General features: G+C 47.6%; 18 protein-coding genes. 7 read left to right on the top strand and 11 right to left on the bottom strand.

Annotated features, from left to right (window positions below):
• Positions 1 to 194: 194 nt before the first annotated feature.
• The 3 genes from L2713_RS01690 to L2713_RS20565 all read left to right on the top strand — a co-directional run bounded on the left by L2713_RS01690 (position 195) and on the right by L2713_RS20565 (position 9,362).
• The gene (locus L2713_RS01690; protein WP_248966657.1) at positions 195 to 3,830 is read left to right on the top strand and encodes a putative Ig domain-containing protein; all 3,636 of its coding nucleotides are present in this window, start codon (positions 195 to 197) and stop codon (positions 3,828 to 3,830) included.
• A 67-nt stretch (positions 3,831 to 3,897) separates the two neighbouring features.
• Complete coding sequence (locus L2713_RS01685; protein ID WP_248966656.1) at positions 3,898 to 7,722, top strand: S8 family serine peptidase; 3,825 nt, start codon at positions 3,898 to 3,900, stop codon at positions 7,720 to 7,722.
• 548 nt (positions 7,723 to 8,270) lie between these two features.
• Positions 8,271 to 9,362, top strand: coding sequence for a carbohydrate porin (locus L2713_RS20565; RefSeq protein ID WP_248966655.1), 1,092 nt, complete (start codon positions 8,271 to 8,273; stop codon positions 9,360 to 9,362).
• A gap of 4 nt (positions 9,363 to 9,366) precedes the next feature.
• Here L2713_RS20565 and L2713_RS01675 read toward each other — a convergent pair whose 3' ends face one another.
• The 5 genes from L2713_RS01675 to modA all read right to left on the bottom strand — a co-directional run bounded on the left by L2713_RS01675 (position 9,367) and on the right by modA (position 14,793).
• Positions 9,367 to 11,052 carry a hypothetical protein gene (locus L2713_RS01675; protein WP_248966654.1) on the bottom strand — a complete coding sequence of 562 codons (1,686 nt, stop codon included), beginning with the start codon at positions 11,050 to 11,052 and terminating at the stop codon, positions 9,367 to 9,369.
• A 105-nt stretch (positions 11,053 to 11,157) separates the two neighbouring features.
• Entirely contained in the window at positions 11,158 to 11,916 is a 759-nt protein-coding gene (locus L2713_RS01670; protein WP_248966653.1) for a hypothetical protein, read from the bottom strand.
• Between the two features lie 275 nt (positions 11,917 to 12,191).
• On the bottom strand, positions 12,192 to 13,277 hold the full coding sequence (gene modC, locus L2713_RS01665; RefSeq protein WP_248966652.1) for a molybdenum ABC transporter ATP-binding protein ModC: 1,086 nt from the start codon (positions 13,275 to 13,277) through the stop codon (positions 12,192 to 12,194).
• Positions 13,271 to 14,008 carry a molybdate ABC transporter permease subunit gene (gene modB, locus L2713_RS01660; RefSeq protein WP_011625242.1) on the bottom strand — a complete coding sequence of 246 codons (738 nt, stop codon included), beginning with the start codon at positions 14,006 to 14,008 and terminating at the stop codon, positions 13,271 to 13,273. Before modB ends, modC begins: the two co-directional genes overlap by 7 nt.
• Complete coding sequence (gene modA / locus L2713_RS01655) at positions 14,008 to 14,793, bottom strand: molybdate ABC transporter substrate-binding protein (protein ID WP_109287279.1); 786 nt, start codon at positions 14,791 to 14,793, stop codon at positions 14,008 to 14,010. Before modA ends, modB begins: the two co-directional genes overlap by 1 nt.
• 202 nt (positions 14,794 to 14,995) lie before the next feature.
• Here modA and L2713_RS01650 point away from each other — a divergent pair, with 202 nt between their 5' ends.
• Positions 14,996 to 15,775 carry a TOBE domain-containing protein gene (locus tag L2713_RS01650; RefSeq protein ID WP_248966650.1) on the top strand — a complete coding sequence of 260 codons (780 nt, stop codon included), beginning with the start codon at positions 14,996 to 14,998 and terminating at the stop codon, positions 15,773 to 15,775.
• Between the two features lie 17 nt (positions 15,776 to 15,792).
• Here the strand turns inward: L2713_RS01650 and queG are convergent, their stop codons facing one another.
• Entirely contained in the window at positions 15,793 to 16,968 is a 1,176-nt protein-coding gene (queG, locus tag L2713_RS01645) for a tRNA epoxyqueuosine(34) reductase QueG (RefSeq protein WP_248966649.1), read from the bottom strand.
• Between the two features lie 161 nt (positions 16,969 to 17,129).
• Between queG and L2713_RS01640 the strand changes: the two genes are divergently transcribed.
• Entirely contained in the window at positions 17,130 to 17,939 is an 810-nt protein-coding gene (locus L2713_RS01640) for a substrate-binding periplasmic protein (RefSeq protein ID WP_380823578.1), read from the top strand.
• A 1-nt stretch (position 17,940) separates the two neighbouring features.
• Here L2713_RS01640 and L2713_RS01635 read toward each other — a convergent pair whose 3' ends face one another.
• Entirely contained in the window at positions 17,941 to 19,803 is a 1,863-nt protein-coding gene (locus tag L2713_RS01635; protein ID WP_248966647.1) for a GGDEF domain-containing protein, read from the bottom strand.
• Between the two features lie 192 nt (positions 19,804 to 19,995).
• On the opposite strand from L2713_RS01635, the gene L2713_RS01630 reads away from it, so the two are divergent.
• Both L2713_RS01630 and L2713_RS01625 read left to right on the top strand, forming a co-directional pair.
• Positions 19,996 to 20,523, top strand: a complete 528-nt coding sequence (locus L2713_RS01630; protein ID WP_086902014.1) for a phosphatase PAP2 family protein — start codon at positions 19,996 to 19,998, stop codon at positions 20,521 to 20,523.
• A 24-nt stretch (positions 20,524 to 20,547) separates the two neighbouring features.
• On the top strand, positions 20,548 to 20,982 hold the full coding sequence (locus tag L2713_RS01625) for a DUF3069 domain-containing protein (protein ID WP_011625248.1): 435 nt from the start codon (positions 20,548 to 20,550) through the stop codon (positions 20,980 to 20,982).
• 66 nt (positions 20,983 to 21,048) lie between these two features.
• On the opposite strand, the gene L2713_RS01620 is transcribed toward L2713_RS01625, so the two are convergent.
• The 4 genes from L2713_RS01620 to L2713_RS01605 all read right to left on the bottom strand — a co-directional run bounded on the left by L2713_RS01620 (position 21,049) and on the right by L2713_RS01605 (position 25,533).
• A complete protein-coding gene (locus tag L2713_RS01620) occupies positions 21,049 to 22,737 on the bottom strand; it encodes an NAD-dependent malic enzyme (RefSeq protein WP_086902015.1) in 1,689 nt (562 codons plus the stop codon).
• Between the two features lie 267 nt (positions 22,738 to 23,004).
• Positions 23,005 to 23,469, bottom strand: coding sequence for a YehS family protein (locus tag L2713_RS01615; RefSeq protein ID WP_041416743.1), 465 nt, complete (start codon positions 23,467 to 23,469; stop codon positions 23,005 to 23,007).
• Positions 23,470 to 23,620: 151 nt separating this feature from the next.
• On the bottom strand, positions 23,621 to 24,907 hold the full coding sequence (locus tag L2713_RS01610; RefSeq protein ID WP_248966646.1) for an Nramp family divalent metal transporter: 1,287 nt from the start codon (positions 24,905 to 24,907) through the stop codon (positions 23,621 to 23,623).
• An 83-nt stretch (positions 24,908 to 24,990) separates the two neighbouring features.
• Positions 24,991 to 25,533 carry a PH domain-containing protein gene (locus L2713_RS01605; protein ID WP_248966645.1) on the bottom strand — a complete coding sequence of 181 codons (543 nt, stop codon included), beginning with the start codon at positions 25,531 to 25,533 and terminating at the stop codon, positions 24,991 to 24,993.
• Positions 25,534 to 25,732 lie beyond the last annotated feature (199 nt).

Below are 25,732 nucleotides of genomic sequence, written 5' to 3'. Positions count from 1 at the left end.
TGATAGTGCAAGCTTATGACTTTTAAGTAAATGATAAAAAAGTGACATCAAAGAGACTCAAATGTGATGTTGCCGATCTTCAAGCGATTTTACAATTTTGTTATCCATTTGCTTCAGATGCCCTAGGTGCGTTCTAAGGGCGTGGTTCGCAATAAAAACTAATCAAAAAATTAAGAATCGAAAAAGGAAGCAAAATGGCAATAAAAATGTCCCATCTTTGTGTTTGCATCAGTATTGCGTTGGCGCCAGCCTGCATCGATGCTCGCCCTGTCACGAATGCATTTGGTAAATTAGCGCCGCAACATGTGGGGAATTCAACTCAAGAAAAGTCTCAATTTGACATCTTACTCGCGGGAAAGAGTGAGTGGCAGGGTGGGAATCGACAGGATATACAACTGCAACAGCAGCAACTTATCGCCCAGATCCAGAGCCTAGACAGCAGCGCAAAAATTCTGACAACCAGCAGCAAGGCGATAAATTCATTGCATGTGGAGATGTCGGCATCGGCCGCACAAACGATAAAAGCGAATCGTGAGGTTAAGGCTGTCAGTTCGCTGCAATCCAAACAGCTTGAACAAGTCTCCAAGGCCATGCCATCTGCGACTAAGGGAGTGGCAACCACTTCGGCGCCGCGCGCAACTGCTGTTGGTAAAGCTCCAGCCTTAAGTGATGATCCACTCGCGGGTAAAGGAACTGTTATCGCTATTTTGTCTACTGGGATTGATTATACCCATGCGACACTGGGCGGTGCTGGAACAGCTGCAGCGTACGACGAGGCAAAAATCAATAATACGGCCGAATTTGATGGCTTCCCGACAGATCTTGTTATCGCTGGTCGCGACTATTCATCTGAATTTGGCTGGGGTGAAGACCCCAATCCGCTCGACAGTGACATGAGCTATGTCAATCCGGTCTCTGGTTTTGAGTTCCCTACTGGTCGCGGCACTATGATCGCATCTCTTATTCACCAGCAGGCTCCGGGAGCCAAATTGTTGGCTTATAAAATGGCGGGCTTGTCTGATCCATGGGGAAGCGGTCCTTCTCCGCGATTTCCTTCCCATACAGATATGGCGGCCGCGATGGAAGATGCCGTCGAGAAGGGGGCCAATATCATCGTCGTGGATCAGAGCGTTTATGGCGGTAACTTTGCAGCTTACTACGATCCGAATGATCCCAACTCATCCGGCGCGATTTTTGATCACATTATGGTCAACAGCATTGCATCTAAAGGAGTGTTGGTGGTGGTCAGTGCCGGCTATTACGGCGAGCTGCCAACGAAATACAATATTGGCAATTTGGGGGCGACCGCAGAATCATTAACAGTGGGGGCTGTGGAGTCTCTTAGCGATGATTTACTGGCAACCACTGCATGGACACCCCACGGCCCTGTGCGTGGTATCCAAACCCTTAAACCCGATCTGGTGACTTATGCCAGCGAAGAAACCGTTGCCCTTGTGGGTGGCGCCGCGCAAACCTTAGCGTCCAGCGAAAAAGAATTCCCGGTTGCGCGTATGGCGGCTGCGGCTGCGATTTTAAAAGCCAGCCGTGATGTCTCGGCAGTTGAAGTGAAAGCCTTGTTGGCCAATACCGCAAATCATACTATCCAACGTGGTGATAGTGGCCAGAGAGCCTCCGTGACTCAAATTGGCACCGGGGTTGAAAACCTAGAGGCGGCTCTGAACTCACCCGTTGCCGTGTGGGAGCATAGTTCGTATCAACCCAACTTAACTTTTGGTCAGCAACTCGTATCAGGTAAAGCAAGGCTGATAAAAGAAGTCGCGCTGAAGAATTACAGTGATTCAGCCAAGACTTATACTCTGGCCATTGAGGTTGCCCCTGACCGTGAGGGCAATGCCGCCATCAATTGGAGTTTCCCGGCCAAAGTCACTGTGCCAGCCAAGAGCACTTTGTCAGTGCCTGTTATCTTGGAAATTGATGCCGCCAAGCTGCCGATGTCCAAACTCAATAACACTGAAGACTTTGGCATTGATGCATGGGAGCAATTTGAGCTTAACGGTTATCTCACCTTAAGTGCTGAACAACTGCCAACACTCAGCATGGGCTGGTCAGTTTTTCCCCGTCCAGAGGGGAAAATTCGCCGTGAATTCAACACTTACAATGATGGAATTTGGGAGCTTCCCAAAACATTACCTTGGGCACAAGAAACCTTTGCGGTTAAACAGGCCTTTACCAATATCAACGCCTATCCGGCCCATATGATGGCGCTTCCTGTCGTTGCATCACAACCTAATCTTCCTGCTGGTTTTGAAAATACTAATAATATGATCAAGCATGTGGCGGCAGCAGTAATGCCCGAAGCACAGTGTTCGGTCAGTGGTCAAAAATATGCGATTGCGGTGCAGATGCATGGACCTATGGATATTTCAGTCTCAGGGCACATGGATAAGTTCGGCGACATGTTGCTTGAAAACGCTTTGTACTCTGAAGCCGTGATTGACATGTATGGACTGGCTGAGAGTTTCGATCCTTTCGTGGATTTCAGCCTTAGCAACGCTGAGCGAGTCGCTAATTTACGCGTTTATATCGATGACAATGGTAAACCGCAGACAGTCATCGCGGACTACAGTTCTGATGATCCGTGGTGGATGCCAGCTCCTCCCCCCAAAATTTCTTCTTTGCCGACCTACTTTACCCCAGGTGGTGACACCGTCGTTGCGCAGGCGTGTTTAGAAGACATGTATCACCATGGCTTGAATTCACCAGCAACCTTTGACCAGCAGATGGCGTTTGTTATCGGCACTGACCGTGATGTGATGCCGACGGCGAATGGCAAGTCGGTAATGTTTAACCCGGTGAAATTCGGCAGTAAGTATGTCACTAGCGAGTTTGATTGGTCGACGGGGGATTACGTCGATAAGGAACGTTACAGCACTGCGATGATCAACATGAATCGTCTCGATAGTGATGGGGCAGAAGGCGCGCAGTGGCAATGGGAAATGACATTGGCTCCCAACGAAAGCGCTATGTTATGGGCATTTAGAGATTCGTGGTGTGAAGCCGGTGGCGCATGGAGTGTCCCAAACACTAAGGCTGGCATTCAGGCGGTTAGTCCTGGAGCTTGCTCATTATCAGACTTCCTACTGATGGACCTGAATAGCAACATGGTCATCGCAGCCAAGCAGCAGCGAGATGGTAGCATTCAAAACGTAGAAGCGAATCAGGTGTTTGAGGTAGAGGAAAATACACCCGAGGGCAAAGAGATTGGTACGTTATCGACCACCATTAATGGTTTCTTCGGTGAGGCAAACAGCCAATGGACATCGGTTAACATAGTGCAAATGGGAGCCATACCAGGCAATCCTATCGCCGTCAGTCCAGAGGGCGTAATCACTGTAGCTAACGCTGCTGCACTGGATTATGAAAATCTGAAGTCTATAACCCTTAAAGTGCAAACCGAGCGTAACAATATCGTCGGTACAGTCACCGACGTCATTATCAACCTTGTTAACGCTAACGATGTTGCTCCGTTATTCAAGGGGCCTTTTAGCACCTTCAGTGTGGAGGAGGGTAAGTCCTACGAGTATTCCTTGGCAGGGTATTTCACGGATGTGGAAGGCGATGAGTTGACGATTGCGGTATCGGGTCTGCCTGATGGCATGAGCTTTAATGCCAGCACTATGATGATTTCGGGCACGCCAACCAAACCGGGAACGTTTGTTGCCCAAGTTACTGCCTCCGATGGCGTAAACCAGACCTCGGCATCGCTTAACGGTGAAGTGGTTGCTAAACCTGCCTCGAGTAGCGGCGGTGGAACAGGCTTTGGTGTCCTACCACTGTTGCTGCTTGGCCTACTGCGTCGCAAACAATAATCATAAAAATCGGCCACTGCGATAGCAGTGGCCTGAATTCACTTTACTTTTTTTAAGGAGTCAAGACGTGTTCAGACTCAGTTTATTGGCTATTGCCATTCTTAGTTGTCACAGCATTGCTGAGCCCATTGATACAAAATATCGCGCACAGCCATTGAATGCAGAAACCAAACCTTTAACCAGTATTCGCCAACGAGATATCAGCGATCTGTACTTTATCCACTTTCCACAGCCCTCACTGGCGCTCGCGTATAAGAGCCTGCCAAGTGCTGGCATCATGGGGGAGAGTACTGCTACGGCCAAATTCAACCTCGCTAACGTTGCGAGTCAGAGTTACTTGCAAAAATTGACCAAGCAGCAAGAAGATTCGCGCAAGAGCTTGTCTGCGGTATTGGGACGTTCACTTCATTTTGAACACCAATATGGCACTTTAATTAACGCCGCTACAGTGAGACTCTCGAAGGAGGAAGCTGCGAAGCTGCAAGCTACCAAGACTGGCATTCGAATCGAAAAGATGCGCCTTAGCCGACTATTGACCGATACTGGTCCCGCCTTTATTGGCGCCGATGGGATTTGGAATGGCAGCGGAATGGATGCGCCGAGTAAAGGTGAGGGAGTGGTTGTCGGTATTATTGATACGGGCATAGATGCCGACCATCCTTCTTTTGCGGCTCTGGCATCCGATGGATATCAGCACCAAAACCCCTTAGGCACAGGTAAGTATCTTGGCGACTGTGTCGACCATGATGGCTTATGCAATGACAAACTGATTGGAGTCATTAGTTATCCTGAACTCCGTGGGTATTACCCTGGAAATATCTATGACGGTTTCCCTAAGCCTGACATCATCAATGTGGGCTGGGACATGCATGGCCATGGCACCCATGTGGCATCGACAGTGGCGGGGAATCCGGTTGAAAATATTGTGCCGGGTAATGCAATCGGTGACGATGCGCAAGTTAGGATCCCAAAAGTCAGTGGTGTCGCGCCGCGGGCGAACATTATTTCCTATCAGGTTTGTTTACCTAAGTCGGGCGAGGATCCTAACTACGGTGGCTGCTTTCCTGATTTGACTATCCTCGCGCTTGAACATGCTGTGGCAAACGGAGTTAACGTTATTAACTATTCAGTGGGTGGCGCAGCAGATAGCCCATGGGAGTCTGCGGATTCATTCGCGTTTTTGGCTGCGAGAAGTGCAGGCATTCATGCCGTGACCGCTGCCGGTAACTCTGGCCCTGCGGCCGAAACCGTTGGCGCGCCCGGAAATTCACCTTGGATTACCACAGTTGCAGCCTATACCCATGACAGAGGTTACAGTGAGAAGACCCTAAGCTGGGTTTCTGGCGGCGATAGCCCATTAGCGACCCTAAAAGGCGCCGGTGTCAGTTACGCGTTTTCTGGCCTCGTCGTCGATGCGGCATCCTTTGGTGACGGTAATTGTAATACCCCCTTCCGGGCGGGAACTTTCAATGGCGAAATCGTGGTATGTCGCCGTGGTGATATTGCGCGGGTGGAGAAGGGCCGCAATGTGCAAGCGGGTGGTGCTGGTGGGTTGATCTTGATTAACGTAGATGCTGCCAGTGATAACATCGAGCAGGACTTACATACGTTGCCCGCGATTCACTTAAAGATGAGTGATGGCGAGACATTACTCTCGTGGCTTGCCAGTGGCGCTAACCATCAGCTCGCTATCAATGAGTCGCAATATATACATATTCCTGAAAATGGCGATATCGCGGGGAGTTTCTCATCTCGAGGCCCTAACTATCCTATCCCTAGCACTATTACTCCCGATATAGCTGCGCCCGGCGTCGACATCTTTGCCGGCCACACAACCGAATGGCCTTTTGTGGAACCAAGCATTGCTGTGCCACGTGAGTTCGACTTTATGAGTGGCACCTCTATGGCCAGTCCTCACGTTGCGGGGGCTCTGACGCTGTTAGCGGCGCTGCGTCCACATTGGACGCCAGATGAGGCGCAATCGGCAATTATGACGACGGCAAACAGCAACACCTTCAAGGACGACGATGGTGATGGGATTAAAGAAGCATCAACGCCCTTTGATGCAGGGGCGGGACGTATTCAAATCGATAAAGCCGTCAAAGCGGGGCTGTTATTACGTATCAGCGAACAGGATTACCTTGATGCAGATCCCGCAAAAGCGGGCGATCCTGCTCAATTAAACCTGCCTACTATGGTGGGGCTGAAGTGTCTGACCAAGTGTGAATGGACTCGCACAGTCACCGCAACCGCCGATGCGAGCTGGACTTTGTCTACACAGAGTCAAACCGAGGGGTTGATGTTAGCAGTCTCGCCCGCCAGTTTTGCATTAAAGGCGGGGCAGTCGCAGCAATTGACTATTACTGCAAGCCCTACCGCTTCACTGTCTTCCCTGTGGAGTTTTGGTGAGATCCAACTGAGTGCCTCAGGCTTTCCTGAGCAGCATTTGACTGTTGCGGCTGAATTTACCGGGGGTAACGTACCAACTGAAGAGGTGGTTAAAATCACCGCCCATCGCGATGCAGACAGCTTTACGCTGCCGGGTTTTGCTTCGATAGGCTCTGATGACTTGCAGGTGCAGCTCATGGGGTTGTCTAAGGTCGACACAGTCGAAGGCCAAACCGCTTGGGATCCTGACGCTAAGTATCGAGCTCAAAATCCAGAAACCTACCATGTCATTCCGCTGAATACTAATTCATCCGTTGCCATGGTCGGGGTGTGGGTTAACAGTGCAGACGCGCCAGATTTGGATTTGTTTATCGTGCGTGACAGCAATTTAGACGGTAAACCCAGCCAGCTCGAGTTGGACAATGCGGTGTGCGTGAGCGGTCGTGAAGACAGTAAGGAGTCTTGCTTTATTGAGACGCCAACGCCAGCAAATTACCTCGCCGTAATACACAACTATCAGGGAACTGCACCGCATAACCTAGATAAACACTCAATATCTATGGTGAAAGTGCGTAAAACGGATTCATCACTAACGGGTGTGGTTCCCACTACGGTAGCACCTGGTGAAATGTTTGACCTCACTCTGACTTGGGATTTGCCGATGGCCGAGAATGAAGTCTACTTTGCTAAGGCTACCTTAGGGACGCATCCTAATCTCGCTGACAATATTGGCTCTGTGTACTTCGAACTCACCCGTGGTATGGATGATGTGACCATGAGTGCGGATAAGGCGCAATTAATCAGCGGTGAACCCCTTGTGTACACCATTGATATTCTCGCCAATGAATCGGGGGCCGATAAGCATTATTCTCTGAGCACCGTATTACCTGAGGGGATTTCGGTCAAAGATGCGGGTGGTGGTGTGGTCAATGGTAACCGTATTAATTGGGAAGTCGAACTGCCTAAAAATAGCCAAGGTCAACAGCTTAGCTTTGAGCTGAACACGAGCGGCGTTCAAAAAAGTACAGATCTTAAGTTGGAGTTGCAGCATTCTGTCGACTCGGTCGCGGGTAAAACGCTGACGACTGTTGCAGAGGTTGTGCAGGTTAAAGCTTTGCCGGTAGCGAAAATTAATGGGGCATTTAATGTGAGTGTCACCTTGCAAACCCCTGGTAGTGTGGAGCTGAGTGGCGCCGACAGTTTCGACGGTGACAGTCAATTGCTCACATATCAGTGGCGTCAACGTTCCGGTCCTGCGTTGACATTGACGGGTGACACAACATCAATCCTAAAGATTGCGGCGACTGCATTGTCACAGGATACGATGGCGGAGTTTGAGCTGGTGGTCAGTACAAGCACGGGGAAGAGTGCCGCAGCAGTAGCCAGTGTGCAGCTTAAAGCCGAAGTGGAGAATTCTTCGGGTGGCGGCAGCTTTGGACTGTGGAGTGTCATACTAGGTTTGTTATGTGCGTTCAGACGCATGACTCGAACAATAGGAAGATAAGCACTAATGGCAAATGGCGTGGTGTTTCTTAACGATGAACAACTTGTATATATTTTTTAATTCATACGCTTAAGAGGCGCCAGGCCAACGCATTCAAACTGTAATCCACGAAATCAACTTAACCGTTCAAGCCTTGGATTCTGGGTTCGCACATGGCATTTCACAACTTTAAAGGGGAGTACCAATATTTTTGGCACTTATATTGATATCAAGTTATAAGTTTAAATAATGTTGGTTTTGCTATCATTTGTTGTCAAAGGTGTTTCTCGCTTGATAAATTAAACGGCGTTTGGTGTCTTACCTTTTCTAGTTTGATGGCGAATGTAGCGAAGTGATAGCAAGCTCTTCGGCATATAAGACTTTATATTTCAGGTAGATAACTGGTTGTAGTGTCCCCATTATTCACAAGGTGATAAAGCAATGGATATTACGAGTAAGCCTTTTCCTCTTTTCCTCTTTTCCTTATGTTAGTCGTTTTTTGTTCCGCGCCAGTCTGCTCTGAAACTGTAGACTCCACTCAACCAGAATTGGATCTCGGGCCTAGTTCTGTGCCAAGTCAGCTAAAGGAAATTGAATACATCAGAAAGTCTGAGCATCCTAGCTGGCCAAGCATCCCATCTTTCGCTGAGTATAATTTATCTTTAGCTGCAGATTATCAGGTACTTGCACAACAGTTGAATAGTAGTCCTTCAGAGACCAGCGCTATTGGGGGCGCGTTACGCTTATATGGGACGTGGAATTTAGATGCAGAATCGAGTGCACCTGGTCGGTTAGTTTTTAAAGTGGAGAATCGTCACCGCATCGGCACAACATTGAGTCCTCAAGTACTTTTGCCGTCGGCGGGGGTCTCTGGTGTGAGTGGCCCCACTTTCAGTGATAAAAAGTCCGTGTTGACAAACCTTTATTGGGGGCAAAGCTTTAAAAACAATGAGTTTGGTTACATCGCAGGTATCATTGACGTTGCTGACTTCCTCGATGTTTATGGTTTGATAAATGTTTGGACTGAATTTAATAACCTAGCATTTGCAACCAATCCAACGATTCCAACACCTGCGCAAGGTTTAGGTGTTGCGGGTCGTTGGTTAATGCCGAGTAATTATTACATTACAGGCAGTATTTCCGATATCAATGGTAATCCACATCGGCCTGAGGATGCCTTCGATAGCTTCTTTAATACCTCGGAGCACCTGTCTCACTTAGAGTTTGGGCGTATTGGTTCTTGGGATGAGCGATGGGCCAATAATATTCATGTCACTTTATGGCATGCGGATGAGCGAAAAGAAGCTGGTATTCCAAGTGATTGGGGGGCTACTGCAACATTAAGTCAGCGTTTTGGCCAATGGTTACCCTTTTTACGTTTCGGAATTGCTGATCGTGGTGTTAGTTTTCAGCAAAAAACACTGAGTACAGGCATTGGCTATACAATAAGTCAGACTGGTGATTTTGTGGGTGTGGGTATCAGTTGGGGACAAACGGCTAATAACGATCGCGATCAGTATTTACTGGAAACCTATTACAAATGGCAACTCTATAAGCATATACTTCTAGTGCCCAGTATCCAATGGATTCATCATCCATCCCATAATAATACCGAAGATAACCTTTATCTAGCGGCACTGAAGTTGCGTGTTACTTTTTAGTTTTTTAGAACCGATAGCTAAAATTAAGTGTTAATGAATTACGTGTCTCCCCTTTATTATAAAGTAGGGTCATATTGTAATTTTTACTAAACTGTTTATTAAAGCCGATTAAATATGCCCACTCATCTAAGTTCACGCCAACATCAAATCTAAAGGGCTGACCAGCTATTTCCAAACTATCAATGGTTCCGCTCATGGTAGATCTTAAGCCCTGATATTCTGCGCCGATGAACAACTGTGCGCGATAATCGGCGAATTGATAGCCTAGCATTGGTTGAATAGTGACGATAGGCTTACCCCAGTTATCATTTCCAGCTAAACGAGTCGTGGTATATGTTCCTGTGATAGAAGCAAAAAATTCCTTGTAACCCACAGATAGTGTAGTACCTATCCCTACCACATCATAATCTAGTTGTAGAGGTACATGGATAGTTGCTGGGTTACACATGGCGGGTACTAACTCTTTACAAAATACAAAGCCAAGTCCAGGTAATTTTTCATTGAGCTTATCTTTAATCATCTCTCCCGCTTTACCCGTGTATTGTGCATCCACATTCGCATCGATACTGACTTTACCAATTACACCAAATACGTTCCAAAACGGAAGAATATTAATATCTCCTCTTAAAGAAATACTTTCAGCATTGACGACTCCGAAAGATTGAGTTGGATCAAATATTTCATTAAGTGTTATCCCCATAATATTAAAGTTATCAAAGGGAACATCCATTTCTTGGTTGCGATAGGAGATAGACAATCCGTATGGAAGGGGCATGTCTATGCCCTTTTGACGTACCACATCTCCCATTAGTGGAAATAACCTATCGAGTTTGACTCGCTCTTCTTGGATTCGTGGATCTGACACTTCAGAGAGTAATTCTTGATGAAGAATAACTACACCATCGGCATCGTCGTAAAGCGCTACAGGTATGGTAGATATGTTGATTTCGAGTGGTTCATTTGCTGAGTTTCCTGTTATTTTTATATCCTTTTGTGAAAGAATCACTCGGCCATTATCGAGTCGATTAAATTGTATGGTTTGCTCATATGACTCAATTCGATAGCCTTCATAATTAAATGGCTTTGAATTTTTTATTATCATATTGATTGGTAGGTTGTCTTTCACCTTAATCGCTACTTGAAGATGTCTGAAGTAAGCAATATCTTGTGGGAGGCCATATTTTGAATAATTAAACTTTACAATAACAGTATCATCGTCTTGTTTAAGCTCTCTCACCGTATTAGGGTCGAAACTTTGTGCATAATCTCGTAGGCGATATTCTGTCCTTGTATTACGTTCAATTTCATCAACGGCATTGACTCGATCATTAAAGTCTGATTTTTTGTACTTAATACGCAGATCAATATCCCCATTGGGATCCGTTTCTTTGACTAAGAATATTCTAGACGTTCTGACTTTATCACCAGTTTTGATAGTCCGAGTTGAATGCTCGACGAGGTGCTCTCCTGCTGTAAGCGAACTTAGACCAAGTTTAATTAAGCTTTCATCAATACCATATTTAATGAAAATGCTTTGGCCATGATCATTAATACTATCTGGATTCGTTTTTTCTAGGTTTTTTGTTACATCACTAGCGGCATTGCTCGATGAGATAAAAAGTAAAAGTGATGTCAAAGTAACAAGTGTTATTGATGTTTTCCTTGATAAATGATTTTTTTGTAAATTCATTTGATGACTCTCATCGACACTCTGTAAATTGAGGAATTGGATGAATTAACTTAAGCGGCCGGAGCATCAGCTCTGGCCACCTAACTGCGAGGTAATAGGTGAGGTTTACAGATAAACCTTGTAGTTAAACCAAACGCGGGTTTCATCAACATCAATATTGAGGGTGTCAGATTTCATGCTGCCCGTGGTTTTTTCAAACTTAATTTGTCCCCAACGTTTTTTATCCGCACTAAAAGGAGTCGCTACCATGAGCGTCGTTTTTAAGGTGGATGAGGTTATGTCACCATTTAAATAGGTGTACTCAGGGTAAAAGGCCAAATAGGTACCATCTTGTCCAGCTTTCCATACCGCATATACCGCTCCCATTCCACCGACTAGGCTGTTATCAGTGACACCAAAATTATCCATAGCTTCATCTGAATATTGACCCGTTAATACTCCAGCGCGAGCAAAGAAAGTTAACGAGTCAATTGGCGTACGGAAAATCGATATTGCACCCAAGGCGGCTGTCGTTGCCGTTTCGTTGTCAATGATGTCAAGGGATACGGCTACTCGAGGCGTAATTGGATTGTCTAAGTTGAATACGTGGAAATACTGCAGGCGGCTATCGCTGTATTCGCCATCTTTGTCCATAGTGCCCTCAAGGGATACCATAGACTCCATACCATTCTCATAACGGTAAGAGAGTGAACCCGATGCTTTGACATCACCATTGTTACTCGCACCAACGAAGAGGGTAGAATAAGCGCGGGTCATATCGGCTGCATCGACTGCTTCTGCTTGTTTGGTTTCAGCGGCGTATGCACCTGTGGCCAATGTACTGCTGATGAGGGTGGTGATAATGGCTTTTTTTAAAGTATTCATAGTAATGATTCCATAGGTTGTCTTGAATGGATTCATACTATGAGGAAAAAATAAACCAAGTTAATCTCATATGAAGGGTTTAATCCTTCATGTGACAAGATTGTCTAATGTAGAGTGGACTTAACCCGCCTCAGGTTCTCCTATTATTACAATGGATTAGCCTGATATATCTTGGTTTTGTCTTCAGCCGAGTTTTCTGTCGATACGATTGTTCATAAAAAGCAAAACCGACCTAGAGTCGGCTTTTTGTGTTTTATTTCGTTCTCAATATCTGTTCAGTGAGACTCGGCAATATCCATTTGCGTCATTGTCACGCCTTTGATTTGGGCATAGATATTTTTGCCGGGAGTTAGTTGTAACTCATCTCGCGCCCATGGGGTGATGTTGGCCCATAGCTCGTCTTTACCTAGGGCAATTTTAAGTTGAATTTGCTCGCCATTATCGCTGGGGTAGAGCTCTTTTATTTTTCCTCTGAGTAAGTTACGAATACTCGAGCCTTTAGGTTCCTCTGTGCAAACCGATACATGGTTCGCTTGAATGCGCACCTTTAACTGCTTATGGGTGGGCGGCAGTTGGCCACTGACCCAGAGCTGATTGCCATCATCCATCAACAGCCTTGTCATTGGATAATCAGGATGTCTTTCGGCGATTCTGGCACTCAGCAATGAACTCAGTTCCTGCAATGGCACCCAGGGGCGCATTTGTTCACTATTCCATACCTGTGTTAGTGGTCCTTGGGCGATCATTTTTCCTTGATGCAACACCAGCATATGGTCGGCGAGTTGCAGGATTTCGTCCAAGCTGTGGCTCACATAGACGATCGGTAGCTTTAATTCCTGCGCTAGGGTTTGTAGGTAAGGCAGCAATTCGCGTTTTCGAGGTAAATCGAGGGAGGCTAAGGGCTCGTCCATCAATAACATCTGCGGCGAGGTGAGTAGGGCACGGCCAATGGCGACCCGTTGTTTTTCGCCGCCGGAGAGCGTGCTGGGATAGCGGCTTAAAAGTTTTTCTATGCCCAGTAGCGAGACCACTTTATCGAACAATTCAGGCGTTTTATGACGCATCCCATAGGTGAGATTGCCCTTCACACTGTAATGGGGAAATAACCTCGCTTCTTGAAATACATAGCCAATTCGGCGTTTTTCAGGGGGCAGATTAACGGTTTTATGCTTGAACAATAGTGTGTCGCCAAGGCTAATCTCGCCTTTATCCGGTGTGGTTAATCCGCCGAGCAAATTCACCAAGGAGGTTTTGCCCGCTCCCGAGCGGCCGAATACGGCGGTGACGCCCTGTAATGGTAATTGGGTGTTCACCTTGAGTTGTAGTTGGCCGAGTTGTTTTTCAATATTGATGTTTAACATACACTTGCCGTTCTTTTGAGGGCCTTTTTAGTGAGCCATTGGGAGGCGAGTAAGGAGGCCAGCGCTATCACTATCGAGATGATACACAGGCGCATAGCCTGATATTCCGCTCCCGGTGTTTCGATAAAGGAATACATGGCCAGCGGAATGGTGCGAGTTTCGCCGGGAATATTGGAGACGAAGGTGATGGTCGAGCCAAATTCCCCAAGGCTGCGGGCAAAGGCGATGATCATCCCTGAGACTATGCCGGGCGAGGTGAGAGGCAGGGTGATGGTCAAAAATACTCGCCAGCGACTACTTCCCAAAGTGCGCGCCGCCTGTTCGAGGCGAATATCGACGGTTTCGAAGGATTGACGTATGGCTCTGACCATTAAAGGAAAGGAGACCACTGCGGCGGCGAGCGCCGCGCCGCGCCAGCTAAAGCTAAAACTTAACCCAAACCAATTGTATAGCCACTGCCCGATGACGCCCTGACGCCCCATGCTGATGAGTAGCAGGTAACCCACCACCACCGGCGGCAACACCAATGGGAGATGCAAGAGACTGTCAAAGATAGCCTTACCGGGGAACTCCACGCGTGCCAGCAACCAAGCGCATAAAATGCCTAAGGGTAAGCTGGCCAGCACGGCAACCGCTGAGACTTTGAGGCTCAGCAGTAGCGCGGCGGTTTCGTATTCGCTGAGCAGTGGCCCGTCAAACAGCGAGCCACTTACTAAAACATCACTCAGCACTAGTTCACTCCAAAGCCATATTTTTCAAATACTGCTGTGGCGCTTGGGCCTTGAAGGTATTGATTAAAGTCTTTAGCACTGGCAGTGGATTCCTGCTTCGTTAAGGCGCTGGGATATTCAATCGGGCTATAGCTGGTCGCGGGGAAGGTCGCCACAATTTTAATCTTTTGCGCGACTTTGGCATCGGTCGAGTAAACGATACCGAGCGGGGCTTCGCCCTGTTCCACTAATGCTAAAGCAGCGCGGACATTGTTTGCTCTCGCTAGCAGTGGTTCTGCGGTTTTCCAAAGGTTGAGGTTTTCAAGCGCTTGCTTGGCGTATTGTCCGGCTGGGACATGGTCAGGGTCGCCCACCGCTAAACGGCTGCCATTGACTGCGGCCTTAATATCCCAATCGCTGTTCAGTGTGACTTGGTTTACCGGGCTGTTCTTTTCGGCAATCAGCACTAAGGTATTTTTTAACAGGGTAATGCGGCTATCGGCATTGACCGCCTTGGCCTCGACGAGGTAATCCATCCATTTTTGGTTGGCGGAGATAAACAGATCGGCGGGCGCACCATTAGCGATTTGTTTGGCGAGTGTTGAGGAGGAGGCAAAGGAGAAAATCACTTTCGTTTGATGTTCCTTTTCGTACTGCTGGCCAATCTCATTAAGCGCATTCGTGAGGGATGCGGCGGCAAAAACCGTCACTTGTTCTTGGTCTGCGGCAAAGCTGATGCTGCAACTGAGGGCTAAGCCAACGACTGAGGCTGTGGTAAAACGAATAAAGTCTTTGAGCGAGCTCATGGTGTTCCTCCGTGATAAAAAGTGATCGATATATACCAATCTACATATCGGTCATTCAAGTCCTGATACGTAAATTAGTGATCTCGGCTCGGTTTATTGGCGAAAACGCTAATACCTCGGCGGAGAATTCCGACCGTACGTATTGGTATCTCAAGATTGATCGGGGACAATAGTATTCACTTAAGCTAAGGCGCGCAGGAACATGGACTTACACGCACTACTGACATTGTCATTGGGGGACAAACCCTTCGCCAATCCTCGGCGGATAGCTTTGCTGCGCCAAGTGGCTAACACTGGGTCTATCAGCCAGGGCGCGAAGTTGGCGGGGATCAGCTATAAGGCCGCCTGGGATGCGATAAATGAGATGAATACCACTATGCCCGAGCCCGTCGTCAGCAGCGAAAAGGGTGGTAAGGGCGGTGGTGGTGCCAAACTGACCGAGTTTGGTGAACGTTTACTTAAGGTGTATTCCATCACCTCGCAGGTGCAGGAAATGGCGCTGTCAGCGTTGCTGGATGATTCGGTCGATATGCACAGTTTGTTAGATGTGATGGCGCATTTCTCCCTTAAAACCAGTGCTCGCAACCAATTAACGGGGCGTATCCACAGCATTGAGCCACTCGGTTTGAATGACAGCCTGAAGGTGACATTGGCGGGGGGGCAACAGATCCAAATCTCAGTGACCCATGCCAGTTTTGAGCGTCTGCAGTTAGCTTTGGACCAATCGATTCTATTGTTGTTTAAGGCGCCCGCGGTGACGGCCAGTCGTGATGCATGCCAGAGCGCGGGGCAAAACTGCGTCAGTGGGCACTTACTGAGTGTGACTAAACTTGCCGATAAGGCTGAGTTAGCGATAGAGATTGGCGCTAAAGAGATTATCTATTCGGTGATGCCATTGGCCGACATTCAAACGCTCAAAGTTGGTGAGCCTTGTTTTGCCTGTTTTGATGCCACACAAGTGATTGTTGCCAGTATGAATTAAAGCATTAAGCTGAAATGCTAGGCATCCCGTGGTAAGCCTTTTTGGATGACCCTAACCAGTCGCTCCGTTTTACGGTTATTGGTTTGTGAGCCGCCCGCACGTTGCCGCACTAGGGCCCAGTCGATATGTTCTTTCACCATATCATCGACATCTGCTTGGGCTTTACGTTGCTCAAGGGCGGCGATGATTTGCGGAGAACTCGGCGCATTGCCTAGGGCAACGGCGATATTGCGTAGCCAGCGCTGATGACCAATACGGCGAATGGCGCTGCCTTCGGTCTGTTTAAGAAACTCGGTTTCGCTCCACGCAAACAAGGTGAGCAGTTCAGGCTGCTTGAGTTTAGGCCGAATGTGGAAATCACTCTCCTGAGTCAGCGGCGCCTCGCGATTGACCGGGCACACCAACTGACAATCGTCACAACCGTAAATGCGATTTCCCATTAAGGGGCGAAACTCCTCGGGAATGGCACCCTGCAATTCGATTGTCAGATAAGAAATACAGCGCCGTGCATCCACAGTATAAGGCTCGACAATGGCGCCTGTCGGGCAGGAAGTGATGCAGGCCACGCAGGTGTTGCAGTCTTCTTGGATCGGAATGTCTACGGGTAACGGCAGGTTGATCAGCAATTCCCCGAGGAAGAACCAACTGCCCGCATCGTGATTAAGGATAAGTGAGTGCTTACCAGTCCAACCTATGCCGGCTTTTTCGGCGAGTGGACGTTCCTGCACTGGGGCCGAATCGACAAAGGGCCTGAAGTCGGCGGCATCGAACCCCAAGGCGACAAGCTCGCTACTGATTTGATCGCCCAGCTTTTTTAACCGGGCACGGATGAGTTTGTGGTAATCCCTGCCGCCTGCGTAACGCGAGATATAGCCCATATTCGGCGAGGCTAAGTTAGTGGCAAACCCCGCCTCCGGCGGCAAATAATCCATCCGAGCTGAAATCACTCGAACTGTGCCAGGGTGCAACTCGTGGGGGCGGGCACGCATCATACCGTGTGTGGCCATGTAACCCATTTCCCCGTGATATCCTTTATCTAACCAGGTTTGCAACTTAGCTTCTTCCGCTGTTAAGTCGGTGTCGCAAATCCCTATTTGGGCAAATCCGAGCGCCTTTCCCCAATGCTTAATTTGTAAAGCGAGACGGGATAGGGTGGCGGCATCGGGAATATTGCTAGGAGTGGTGATCGACATGGAAGCGGCATTGGGCTTAATAAGATGGCGCTATGATAGCAGTTTTATGCCACTAGGGACGAGTTTCGTTCCAAGGGGATTTAGCCAAATCCTTAATTTGCTTTCTTCAGTGTGTAAATTAGATCTATGATGGATAGTAAGTTTCCTCTTCGGTCTTGCCTATGTTGTCCACCCTCAGTAAACACTGTTATCGCCTGCTACTGTGCATGGGATTAGGCTATTCAGGGCTTAGCTTTGCGGCAACAGAAGCAGCAACCGAGACGGTGCGGTTAGTGACAGAAGCTTGGCCTCCCATGAGCTTCGAGCAAGATGGGGTGCCGACAGGCTTTGGGGTGGAACTGGTGAATCTGCTGCAGCCCCGCCTTGGACAGCAGGAGAAAATCGAGGTGCTACCTTGGGCGCGAGCTTACTCGATTGCGAGTTCTGCGCCGAATGTGTTGCTGTTTGCCACTTCTATCAGCGATGAACGGGAAAGCCATTTCGATTTTATTGGCCCTATAGCGACCAGTAAAATTACCCTCTACGTCAGAGCTGACGATCCTATTAGCATCAATCAATTATCTGAAGTGAGTGCGGCGGGGATTGTCGGTGTTTATCGGGAGTCTATCGGCGCGCAGCTGCTGCAACAGCAGGGTATCGATGCGCTATTAGTGGCGAGTTTTCCGCAGCAATCGGCAAAGCAGTTGTTGTTTTCACGGGTGCGGTTCTGGTGTCAGGCCGATTTGGCGGTCAAGCATATACTGCAAGATATCGGTGCGAAGGAGTCGGACATCAAACCTGTGTATGTCATCGCCGAAATCCATCTTTATCTCGCATTCTCAAAAGGAACCTCTGCCGACACGGTGCAACGTTGGCAAGCCGAGTTAGAAAAGCTCAAAGAATCGGGGGATTTTGCTCGGCTCTATCAAAAATGGTTTGGCGCTTTGCCGCCGCCCCTCGAACATCAGATCTTTTGGCACCGAAATACGTAAGCTAGTCGGCAGTTTTTGCGGCTTTAACGCAGTTTCTCCCAGCGTTTTTGGCGTCGTAAAGGGCGTTATCTGCTCGCTTAAGCAAGCGCGCAAAGCTATCATCTTGTTTGCCTAATTCGGTATTTAAAGTAGCCACTCCGGCACTTACAGTTAACTTTAACTCTACGGGCAAATTAATGGCACCATAACGAGTGATTAAGGTTTGTAACTCGTGTGCCAGCTCCCAAACGCGCTCTGGGTTGGTATTGGGTAAGAGGATTAAAAACTCCTCACCGCCAATTCGGCCGATGAGATTGCGGTCCGCGGTTAATGCTTGGCTGGCTTGGGCTATGGTCAGCAAGGCTTGGTCACCAATTTCATGACCGAAATTATCGTTAATCTTTTTAAAATGATCCGCATCGAAAATGATCACAGAGAATGGTGTTTTTTGTTTGATCGCCTGCTGGAAATACAGCTCAGCTTGGGCATAGATGTGCCTGCGATTGGGCAATTGGGTCAGATAATCTGTTAAGGCTATGGTCTGTAGGTGACGGTTACGGTGTACTTGCTTGTAGGCAAAGAGTGACACTATCGCCAAAATAAAGCCCGTGAGCAGCAGGATGATAAGTTGCAGTGATTTATTTTTCTCGAGTAGTGCTAACTCTTGTTCTTTTAATTTTTGATTATCGAGCAAGCGTTTGTTTTCTGATTCGATCCAGCTAGTATCAAACTTTACTTTTAATTCAGTCGTTTGGTGTGCAGAGGAGCTATCATCCACCTTTTTCGTCAAGGCGATAAATTGCTGTAGCTCTTGGTAGGCCGATGGTAGATCGCCCATGGCCGCATGGATATCACTTTTAAGCTGTAATAGTTGGATGAGGCCGCGATCATTGTGCATCACACGGAATGACACTTCTGCGGCGGCGAGTTCATCCAGCGCTTCTTGATAGCGTCCCTGTTGATAACGAATTTTCGCCATAAATAGCTTCATAAAGCTGTAGGCGCTGGGTTCTTTGTCGGTAATTTCCTGCGCCGCTTCCTTTAAATAGCTTTCGGCTTCATTGAGGCGATTTAACTGAATAAGGCTATAGGCAATATTGGTCGCGTTGATCGCGGCAATAAGAGGGTATTTGTGCTCTTTAAAATACTGATAGCTAAAGCGGAAGTTATCGATGGCCAGCTCGTGCTCTCCGAGTTCGTCTAACGCGAGACCGATATCCGAAGTGACATTGGCAACTTGTTCCTTATTGCCTTTTTGGGAGTAAAACTCTTTGAGTTTATTGTAGTATTTAATCGCACTCTCAGGGTCGCCATAACGCCTAAAGCTGGTGGCAATATCCGCTAAATTGATATTTGCCCAGCCCGTTAAGTTCAAGGACTCGTACAACCCCTGCGCGGTCACTAAATCGTCCAGCGCCTCAGAAAAATCTCCAATGTAGGAATATAAGGCTCCCCGCAGACTGCGAGCATCGGCAATTAGTTTTATATCTTCGTGTTCATAGGCGCTCTGAATACTTTTGGTATAACCCGACATGGCGCCATTAATATCACCCTTTTGTTGTAAAAACCAAGCATGGCAGAGGGTTAAGTCGGTGATGAAATGTGGTGATGCGTTAGCTGGTAGTTGTATCTTAATCTGCTCAATATGATTGAGTGAGTGAGATACGTCTGCCTCGGTCTCCGAGGGAAGATTCCAGCATTTAAGCAGATTCAGTTTTTCGATGCGCTTGACATCATCACTCGAAATGAGCTTTTCCAGCAGTGATAGGTTTTGCTCGATAGATTCACGGGTCATGGCTTCACCGCTATCGAATAATGCAAAAATCTGATCGACTTGCGTCTGTTCTTCGGCAATAGCAACCCTATGCGGTCCTATTAACAGCATAAGACAAATGGCTAAATATCGAAGGTAATGTTGCAAGTATGAGGTTTCCCGTTAGCGCTGAAACAGATAGCTAATCATTATCTTAGCATAAACTTTTTACGTCTTGTTTACATGTAAAGTTTGCAATTTTTGCATTCATTCCGCTATCAAGGTATAAACGTCGCCTTGGATCTCACCCAATAAGGAAAACCCTTGAAAAAATTACTCTGTGCCGTCCTGTTGCTGTTTACGGGAGCGAGTTGGGCAAACTCGGATGATATCGAAACCTCGGGCGATGTGGTTCATCTACTCCTGCCTGCGACGGCTTTGGGCGCGACCCTATTCTATGAGGATGGGAATGAGGGATCGTGGCAATTACTTAAGGCCGCCGTCTCGAGCCGAGTCATAGTCGAAGGGCTTAAATTGGGTGTCAGTAAGGATAGACCCGATGGCAGTGGTGATGATTCTTTTCCGTCAGGGCACACCTCGGACAGCTTTATGGCGGCCACGTTTATTCAGCAGCGTTATGGCTGGCAATATGGTCTGCCTGCCTATCTTGCTGCGACTTATGTGGGCTACACCCGAGTCGAGAGTGATAAGCACTATTTAGAAGATGTGCTCGCAGGCGCAGCCATTGGCGCACTGGCGGGTTGGTATTTTACTGAGCCCTATAAAGGGATCACAGTGACACCTTTGGCCCATAATGGGGTCTATGGTTTATATATTAGTGGCCAATTTTAAGCTGCTTAGGATAAGAGAGTAATTATGGCTGAAGTATCAGTTGAGTATCGTGAAACCGCCGAGCGGATTTCCCACAATGTTGCCAATAAAGTGCTACCTATGGCAAAAATGCCAGAGAGCCTGTTAGCGGCTTACCAAGGTTTATGCGCCGAGTTGTTACTCGATCGCGAAGACAAATTTGCCACGGCTTGGGAAGCATTGCCCGCCAGTGCGCGCAATTTAATGCCGCAGGCTGAGTTCCATGGTTTTTATATTGCCAATGCGTGGTTGCAACTTAGCCGTGTCGCCCAGGAGATTTCTGAGCAGGCCGATACCGATGAGGCCATCAATGAGAATGAGTACAACGGTATTTTTGGTCGCTTAGCCGATGAGTCACTGAAAGAGTGTGTGCGTAAATTAAAGAAAGCGCGTACCGACCGTTCTATGCTCAACAGCTTTAAACAGGTGATGGCGCCTTAAACTGTGAGTTTGACTCAATAAAAAGCCCGTCGATTGACGGGCTTTTTATTGGAATAATGTCTGATATTAGAAAGACGTACGCTTATAACGACGGTACTCTGGCTTCCAGAAATTATCTTCGATAGATTGCATCAGCAGCTCATCACTCGCAGGCAAGGATAATCCTTGCTCAATTGCCACTTTACCGACGGCAAACGCAATATGCTTACTTACTGAGTGAATATCTTCCAGTTTTGGCAGGAGTGGTCCTGAGCCATTAATGGCTAACGGTGAGCATTCGGCGAGCGCGCGGCTCGATGCCATTAACATCGCATCGGAGACATGGCGAGCACCCGAGGCGAGTACACCTAAACCAATACCTGGGAAGATAAAGCTGTTGTTACATTGCGCGATTTCATAGGTCTCGCCATCGACAACAACAGGTTCAAACGGGCTACCCGTTGCCACTAAGGCTTGGCCAGACGTCCAGTGCAGAATGTCTTTTGGCGTCGCTTCAACACGGCTGGTGGGGTTTGACAGTGGGAAGATAATTGGACGTTCGCAGTGGCTATGCATTGCACGAACAATTTCTTCGGTAAACAGACCCGGTGCGCCCGATACGCCAATCAGCACCGTTGGCTTAGCGTTATTGACCACATCGAGCAGTGAAATATTGTCGCTGAAGTTATTCCAGTTGCTTATATCGGCACATTTTTGAGCCAATTTTTGTTGGAATGGCAACAGGTTAGGCATGTTGTCGAGCAGCAGGCCCCAACGGTCAACCATGCAGACTTGGCTGCGGGCTTGCTCGTCGCTGATACCTTCAGACACCATTTGCGCAACGATAGCTTCGGCAATACCGCAGCCTGCGCTACCGGCACCTAGGAAGGCTATACGCTGTTTATTCAGCTCAGTGCCCGCGGCTTTACAGGCGGCGAGTAATGAACCCACAGTCACGGCGGCGGTGCCTTGAATGTCATCGTTAAAGCAGCAGTAGCGATCCTTATAACGCTCAAGGATTGGCATCGCATTCTTTTGGGCAAAGTCTTCGAATTGGATCAGTGTATCTGGCCAACGTACATGCACGGCTTGCATAAAGGCTTCGATAAACTCCGCATACTCTTCGCCGCCAATACGTGGATGGCGCCAACCCATGTACATAGGATCTTCCAGCAACTGTGGATTATCGGTACCTACGTCTAAGGTAATTGGCAGTGTGTATGCGGGGCTGATCCCACCACAGCTGGTGTAGAGCGACAATTTACCAATCGGGATCCCCATGCCGCCAATACCTTGGTCGCCTAAGCCTAAGATGCGCTCACCGTCGGTCACAACGATGATTTTTACTTTTTGGCGAGTCGAGTTATTGAGGATGTCGTCGATTCTGTCCTTATTCGGGTAGGAGATGAACAGACCACGGTTACGGCGATAGTTTTTCGAGAAGCGCTCACAGGCCAAACCTACCGTCGGGGTGTAGATAATTGGCATCATTTCGCTGATGTGGTTTTGCACTAAACGATAAAACAGGGTTTCGTTGGTGTCTTGAATGTTGCGCAGATAGATGTGCTTATCGAGATCGTTATTGAAACTTCTGAACTGATCGTAGGCGCGTGAAGCCTGTTCTTCAATAGTTTCAATGGCGTAGGGTACTAAGCCTTCGAGGTTAAAGAAAATACGCTCTTCTTCCGAAAATGCACTGCCCTTGTTAATTAAGGGAGCTTCAAGAATGGCAGGTCCTGCAAACGGAAGATAGAGGGGGCGTTTATTATCGTCCATGGGTAACCTTTGAGTTATTGTTTAATGGTTCGGTACGTGCTTGAGACGTGCGGTAAGTCACGTAAGGTTATCATGAAATGTGATCTTTGTTGCCTGTGTCGTGCGCTATTTGTGGCTTTTTTTGCAGCAGGCGACAATCTGGCCGTTTAAAACATGCTTCTGTTAATTGATTGTAAATGCTTTTGCCGTGTAAATGGCTGTTTAAGGCGCTATTAAAATAAAAAACGCAGCCTAGGCTGCGTTTCTGGGGTTAAGCTATTTGGGAGATTAAACACCGCGATATTTTAGTGATAAGCCACGGATAAAGTTACGCAGGATTTGGTCACCACAGGCTTTGAAGTTTTTATGATCTGGGTTGCGAAACAGTGCGCTTAACTCAGACTTAGACATTTGCACTTCGGCGAGTGCTAAGGTGGCCACAATATCTTCTTCACGCATTTCTAGAGCTACACGTAACTTTTTGAAGATTAAGTTGTTATTTAATTTTGAAACTGGTTTTGGGATTTCAGCCCCTTCGCGTAAACCACGTTTTTCGATTATAAGGCCATCTAAAAACTGACATAGGGTCGTGTCGTTACAGGCCTTATAGCCTTCTTCCTCTTCTTTGCGCAGCAGACTAATCATCTCTTCGGTTGGCACTTCTCTTCCAACTTTGGCAAAGATCTTAATCATTTTGGCATTGTTGAAATCAAACACGAAGCGCAAACGGCGCAAAATATCATTGTTAATCATGGTCATCTCTAGGCGCGGCTGCGCAGTCTGGTTTAAGAGCAGACATTATATACCCAAAGCGCAATAAAAGCAGGTGAGTCTATCTCACTGCTAAATACTCGCACCGTTACTGTGAGCGAAATGCTCTCCTGCTTAGCGGCTGTGGGTTAGATTAAGCTTGAATGACGAAGTACCAGTAAATAAAAAGCACTGCAAAAATAAGCAAATAGCTTAATCCTAGCCATGAGAGGCATTTCATTTTGGTGCCATAACGATGAGCCTCTGGCAGTTGGGTGCTAGTCATTAAGCGATAGTTTAGCCATGCAAAAACTACTGTAGTCATAAAGGCTAAAATCATCACAAACTCCAGCAGTGGCAGCAGGGCGCCCTTGAAAAACAGGATGAGCAATAATCCTAATGCGCTTACGCTGAGCATGATGCCCGTTAGGCGTTTGTCCGATTGGGTTTCGCTGACTGCTGCGCGTGAGAGCAGTTGCCAACCCATGTTCAAGGTTCGGCTATAGCCATCGATGACAGTGACAGTGGTGCTGAAAATACATAAAAACGCCACTATGCCTATCAAATAGCGGCTTTCACCCCCCATGACTTGGCTATATAAGTTGATTAATTGGTTCGCAAATTTGGCACCAGAGTCGGAAAAATGCTCACCACTGCCATGCATCACCAGCGCACCTAAGGCCAAAAAGACCACGGCTAACAGAGCAGTGACTAGATAACCTAAGTTGAAGTCTAAGATGGCTTGGGCGGGAGTAACGGGGGATGTCTTTTGTTTTTCCAATAACCACAGCGAATTCCAAGCGCTGACTTCAATAGGTGCAGGCATCCAGCCCATCATGGCGACCAAGAATCCCACATGGGCCCACTGCCATGGTGAGGGGGAGACAAACTGGCTTGCTAGCGGTTTTACATGATCTAATGCCAAGGCGACGGCGATTAATGTGGTGAGTGTCAGGGCAAACATGATGATCTTAGTCAGCCTGTCCAACAATGAATAGTGCCCTAAAATCAATAACAACAACGAACTTATCAGCACCAATAACGCCAACACATCAATAGGTAAGGGGATAAACTGGGTGAGCATGGCGGCGGTTAACATGCAAACCCCCGCGGTGCTGGCGATGGAAGCAATCACATTGAGGCCTGTGAATAACCACAAGTAACCTCGGCCCTGTTTAAGATACCCATGTAGTAGGCTTTCTCCCGTGGCGGCAGTGTATCGCGCACCCGCGGCAAAGAAGGGGTATTTCAGCAAGTTTACTCCCAAAATCACCCAGGCGAGTTGCCATCCAAATTCTGCGCCAGCGCGGGTGGATGACACTAAATGTGAAGCCCCAATCGCGGCTGCGGCCATTAACACACCGGGTCCCATGGCTTTTATGCCGAGGGCCAGTTGGGCTGTCCAATTCATGGGGAGAGGTTTTACTTGAGAAGTCGCCATAATACGCAGGGTGTTTCCTTATCCGTTGGAAATGGTTTGCTCGATACTGAGCTATCTAAGTCGTTAAGTCGCGATGTTAACTGTTAAGAATTGTATTTTGAGGCGAGTAGGGCTTCGATGCGCTTTAAGCTTGCCGTCATTTCCACTAGTTGGGTCAACAGGGCGTTATCCTCTGTGGGAGCGCTCGTCTCGCTGGTGGTATGTGCCTCACTTAAGCGTTCTTTTTGCTCCAAAATCTGCGCCCTAAAATCGGGGGCGTTGACTATACCAACCAGACTAATTAAAGCGCCAGCCCCCGATTGTCCTGCAGTTTCAACCGTGAGTTTATGTAATCCCATCAGGCGCATAATCGGCCCCTGAATGAGGGCGATATCGGTAATTTTATCTAAGGGAACCGTATTTTCTGTGCGAGTTAATATGCCTCTGCGCACGATCAGCTTTTTGCTGGTTAAGCGTGCGCTCATATTGCTGATGTAGCGGCGAGTCCCCCATAACCCAATAGGAAACCAAAGTAATAACAAGGGAATACCAACAATACTTAAGGTGAAGTAAGCGGCCCCTGAGAGTAACCAGTACAAACCTAAATTATCTTCAAATTGGGCTTCATGAATTGTTTGTTCTTGCATGTTCTTCCTCAATGCCAATGTTCCATTTCGCTATCTTGAGAGATCTCAGCAGGAAAATACATGGTTTTTATTAGTAACAAAAGTTTAACTTTTTACAGTCCCCCATTGACTTTGTTTTACAACCGATTACCTTGGTTGTGTTAAAAATTAGTTTAATAAAAGTAAAATAAATTTAACAAGTGAAGATTAGGGGATGTAA

It is taken from the genome of Shewanella seohaensis (assembly GCF_023283775.1).
Taxonomy (GTDB): domain Bacteria; phylum Pseudomonadota; class Gammaproteobacteria; order Enterobacterales; family Shewanellaceae; genus Shewanella; species Shewanella seohaensis.
The sequence above is the reverse complement of the archived record's forward strand: the minus strand, read 5'-3'. Positions and strand labels throughout refer to the sequence as shown.

What these genes read in the sequence shown, in the direction of transcription:
- modA (WP_109287279.1), bottom strand. Translation starts at nt 14,793, where the DNA reads ATGAGCTCGCTCAAAGACTTTATTCGTTTTACCACAGCCTCAGTCGTT.
- L2713_RS01670 (WP_248966653.1), bottom strand. Translation starts at nt 11,916, where the DNA reads ATGAATACTTTAAAAAAAGCCATTATCACCACCCTCATCAGCAGTACA.
- L2713_RS01615 (WP_041416743.1), bottom strand. Translation starts at nt 23,469, where the DNA reads ATGATTAACAATGATATTTTGCGCCGTTTGCGCTTCGTGTTTGATTTC.
- L2713_RS01625 (WP_011625248.1), top strand. Translation starts at nt 20,548, where the DNA reads ATGGCTGAAGTATCAGTTGAGTATCGTGAAACCGCCGAGCGGATTTCC.
- L2713_RS01635 (WP_248966647.1), bottom strand. Translation starts at nt 19,803, where the DNA reads ATGCTGTTAATAGGACCGCATAGGGTTGCTATTGCCGAAGAACAGACG.
- L2713_RS01610 (WP_248966646.1), bottom strand. Translation starts at nt 24,907, where the DNA reads ATGGCGACTTCTCAAGTAAAACCTCTCCCCATGAATTGGACAGCCCAA.
- queG (WP_248966649.1), bottom strand. Translation starts at nt 16,968, where the DNA reads ATGTCGATCACCACTCCTAGCAATATTCCCGATGCCGCCACCCTATCC.
- L2713_RS01605 (WP_248966645.1), bottom strand. Translation starts at nt 25,533, where the DNA reads ATGCAAGAACAAACAATTCATGAAGCCCAATTTGAAGATAATTTAGGT.
- L2713_RS01620 (WP_086902015.1), bottom strand. Translation starts at nt 22,737, where the DNA reads ATGGACGATAATAAACGCCCCCTCTATCTTCCGTTTGCAGGACCTGCC.
- L2713_RS01675 (WP_248966654.1), bottom strand. Translation starts at nt 11,052, where the DNA reads ATGAATTTACAAAAAAATCATTTATCAAGGAAAACATCAATAACACTT.
- modC (WP_248966652.1), bottom strand. Translation starts at nt 13,277, where the DNA reads ATGTTAAACATCAATATTGAAAAACAACTCGGCCAACTACAACTCAAG.
- L2713_RS01690 (WP_248966657.1), top strand. Translation starts at nt 195, where the DNA reads ATGGCAATAAAAATGTCCCATCTTTGTGTTTGCATCAGTATTGCGTTG.
- L2713_RS01650 (WP_248966650.1), top strand. Translation starts at nt 14,996, where the DNA reads ATGGACTTACACGCACTACTGACATTGTCATTGGGGGACAAACCCTTC.
- L2713_RS01640 (WP_380823578.1), top strand. Translation starts at nt 17,130, where the DNA reads ATGTTGTCCACCCTCAGTAAACACTGTTATCGCCTGCTACTGTGCATG.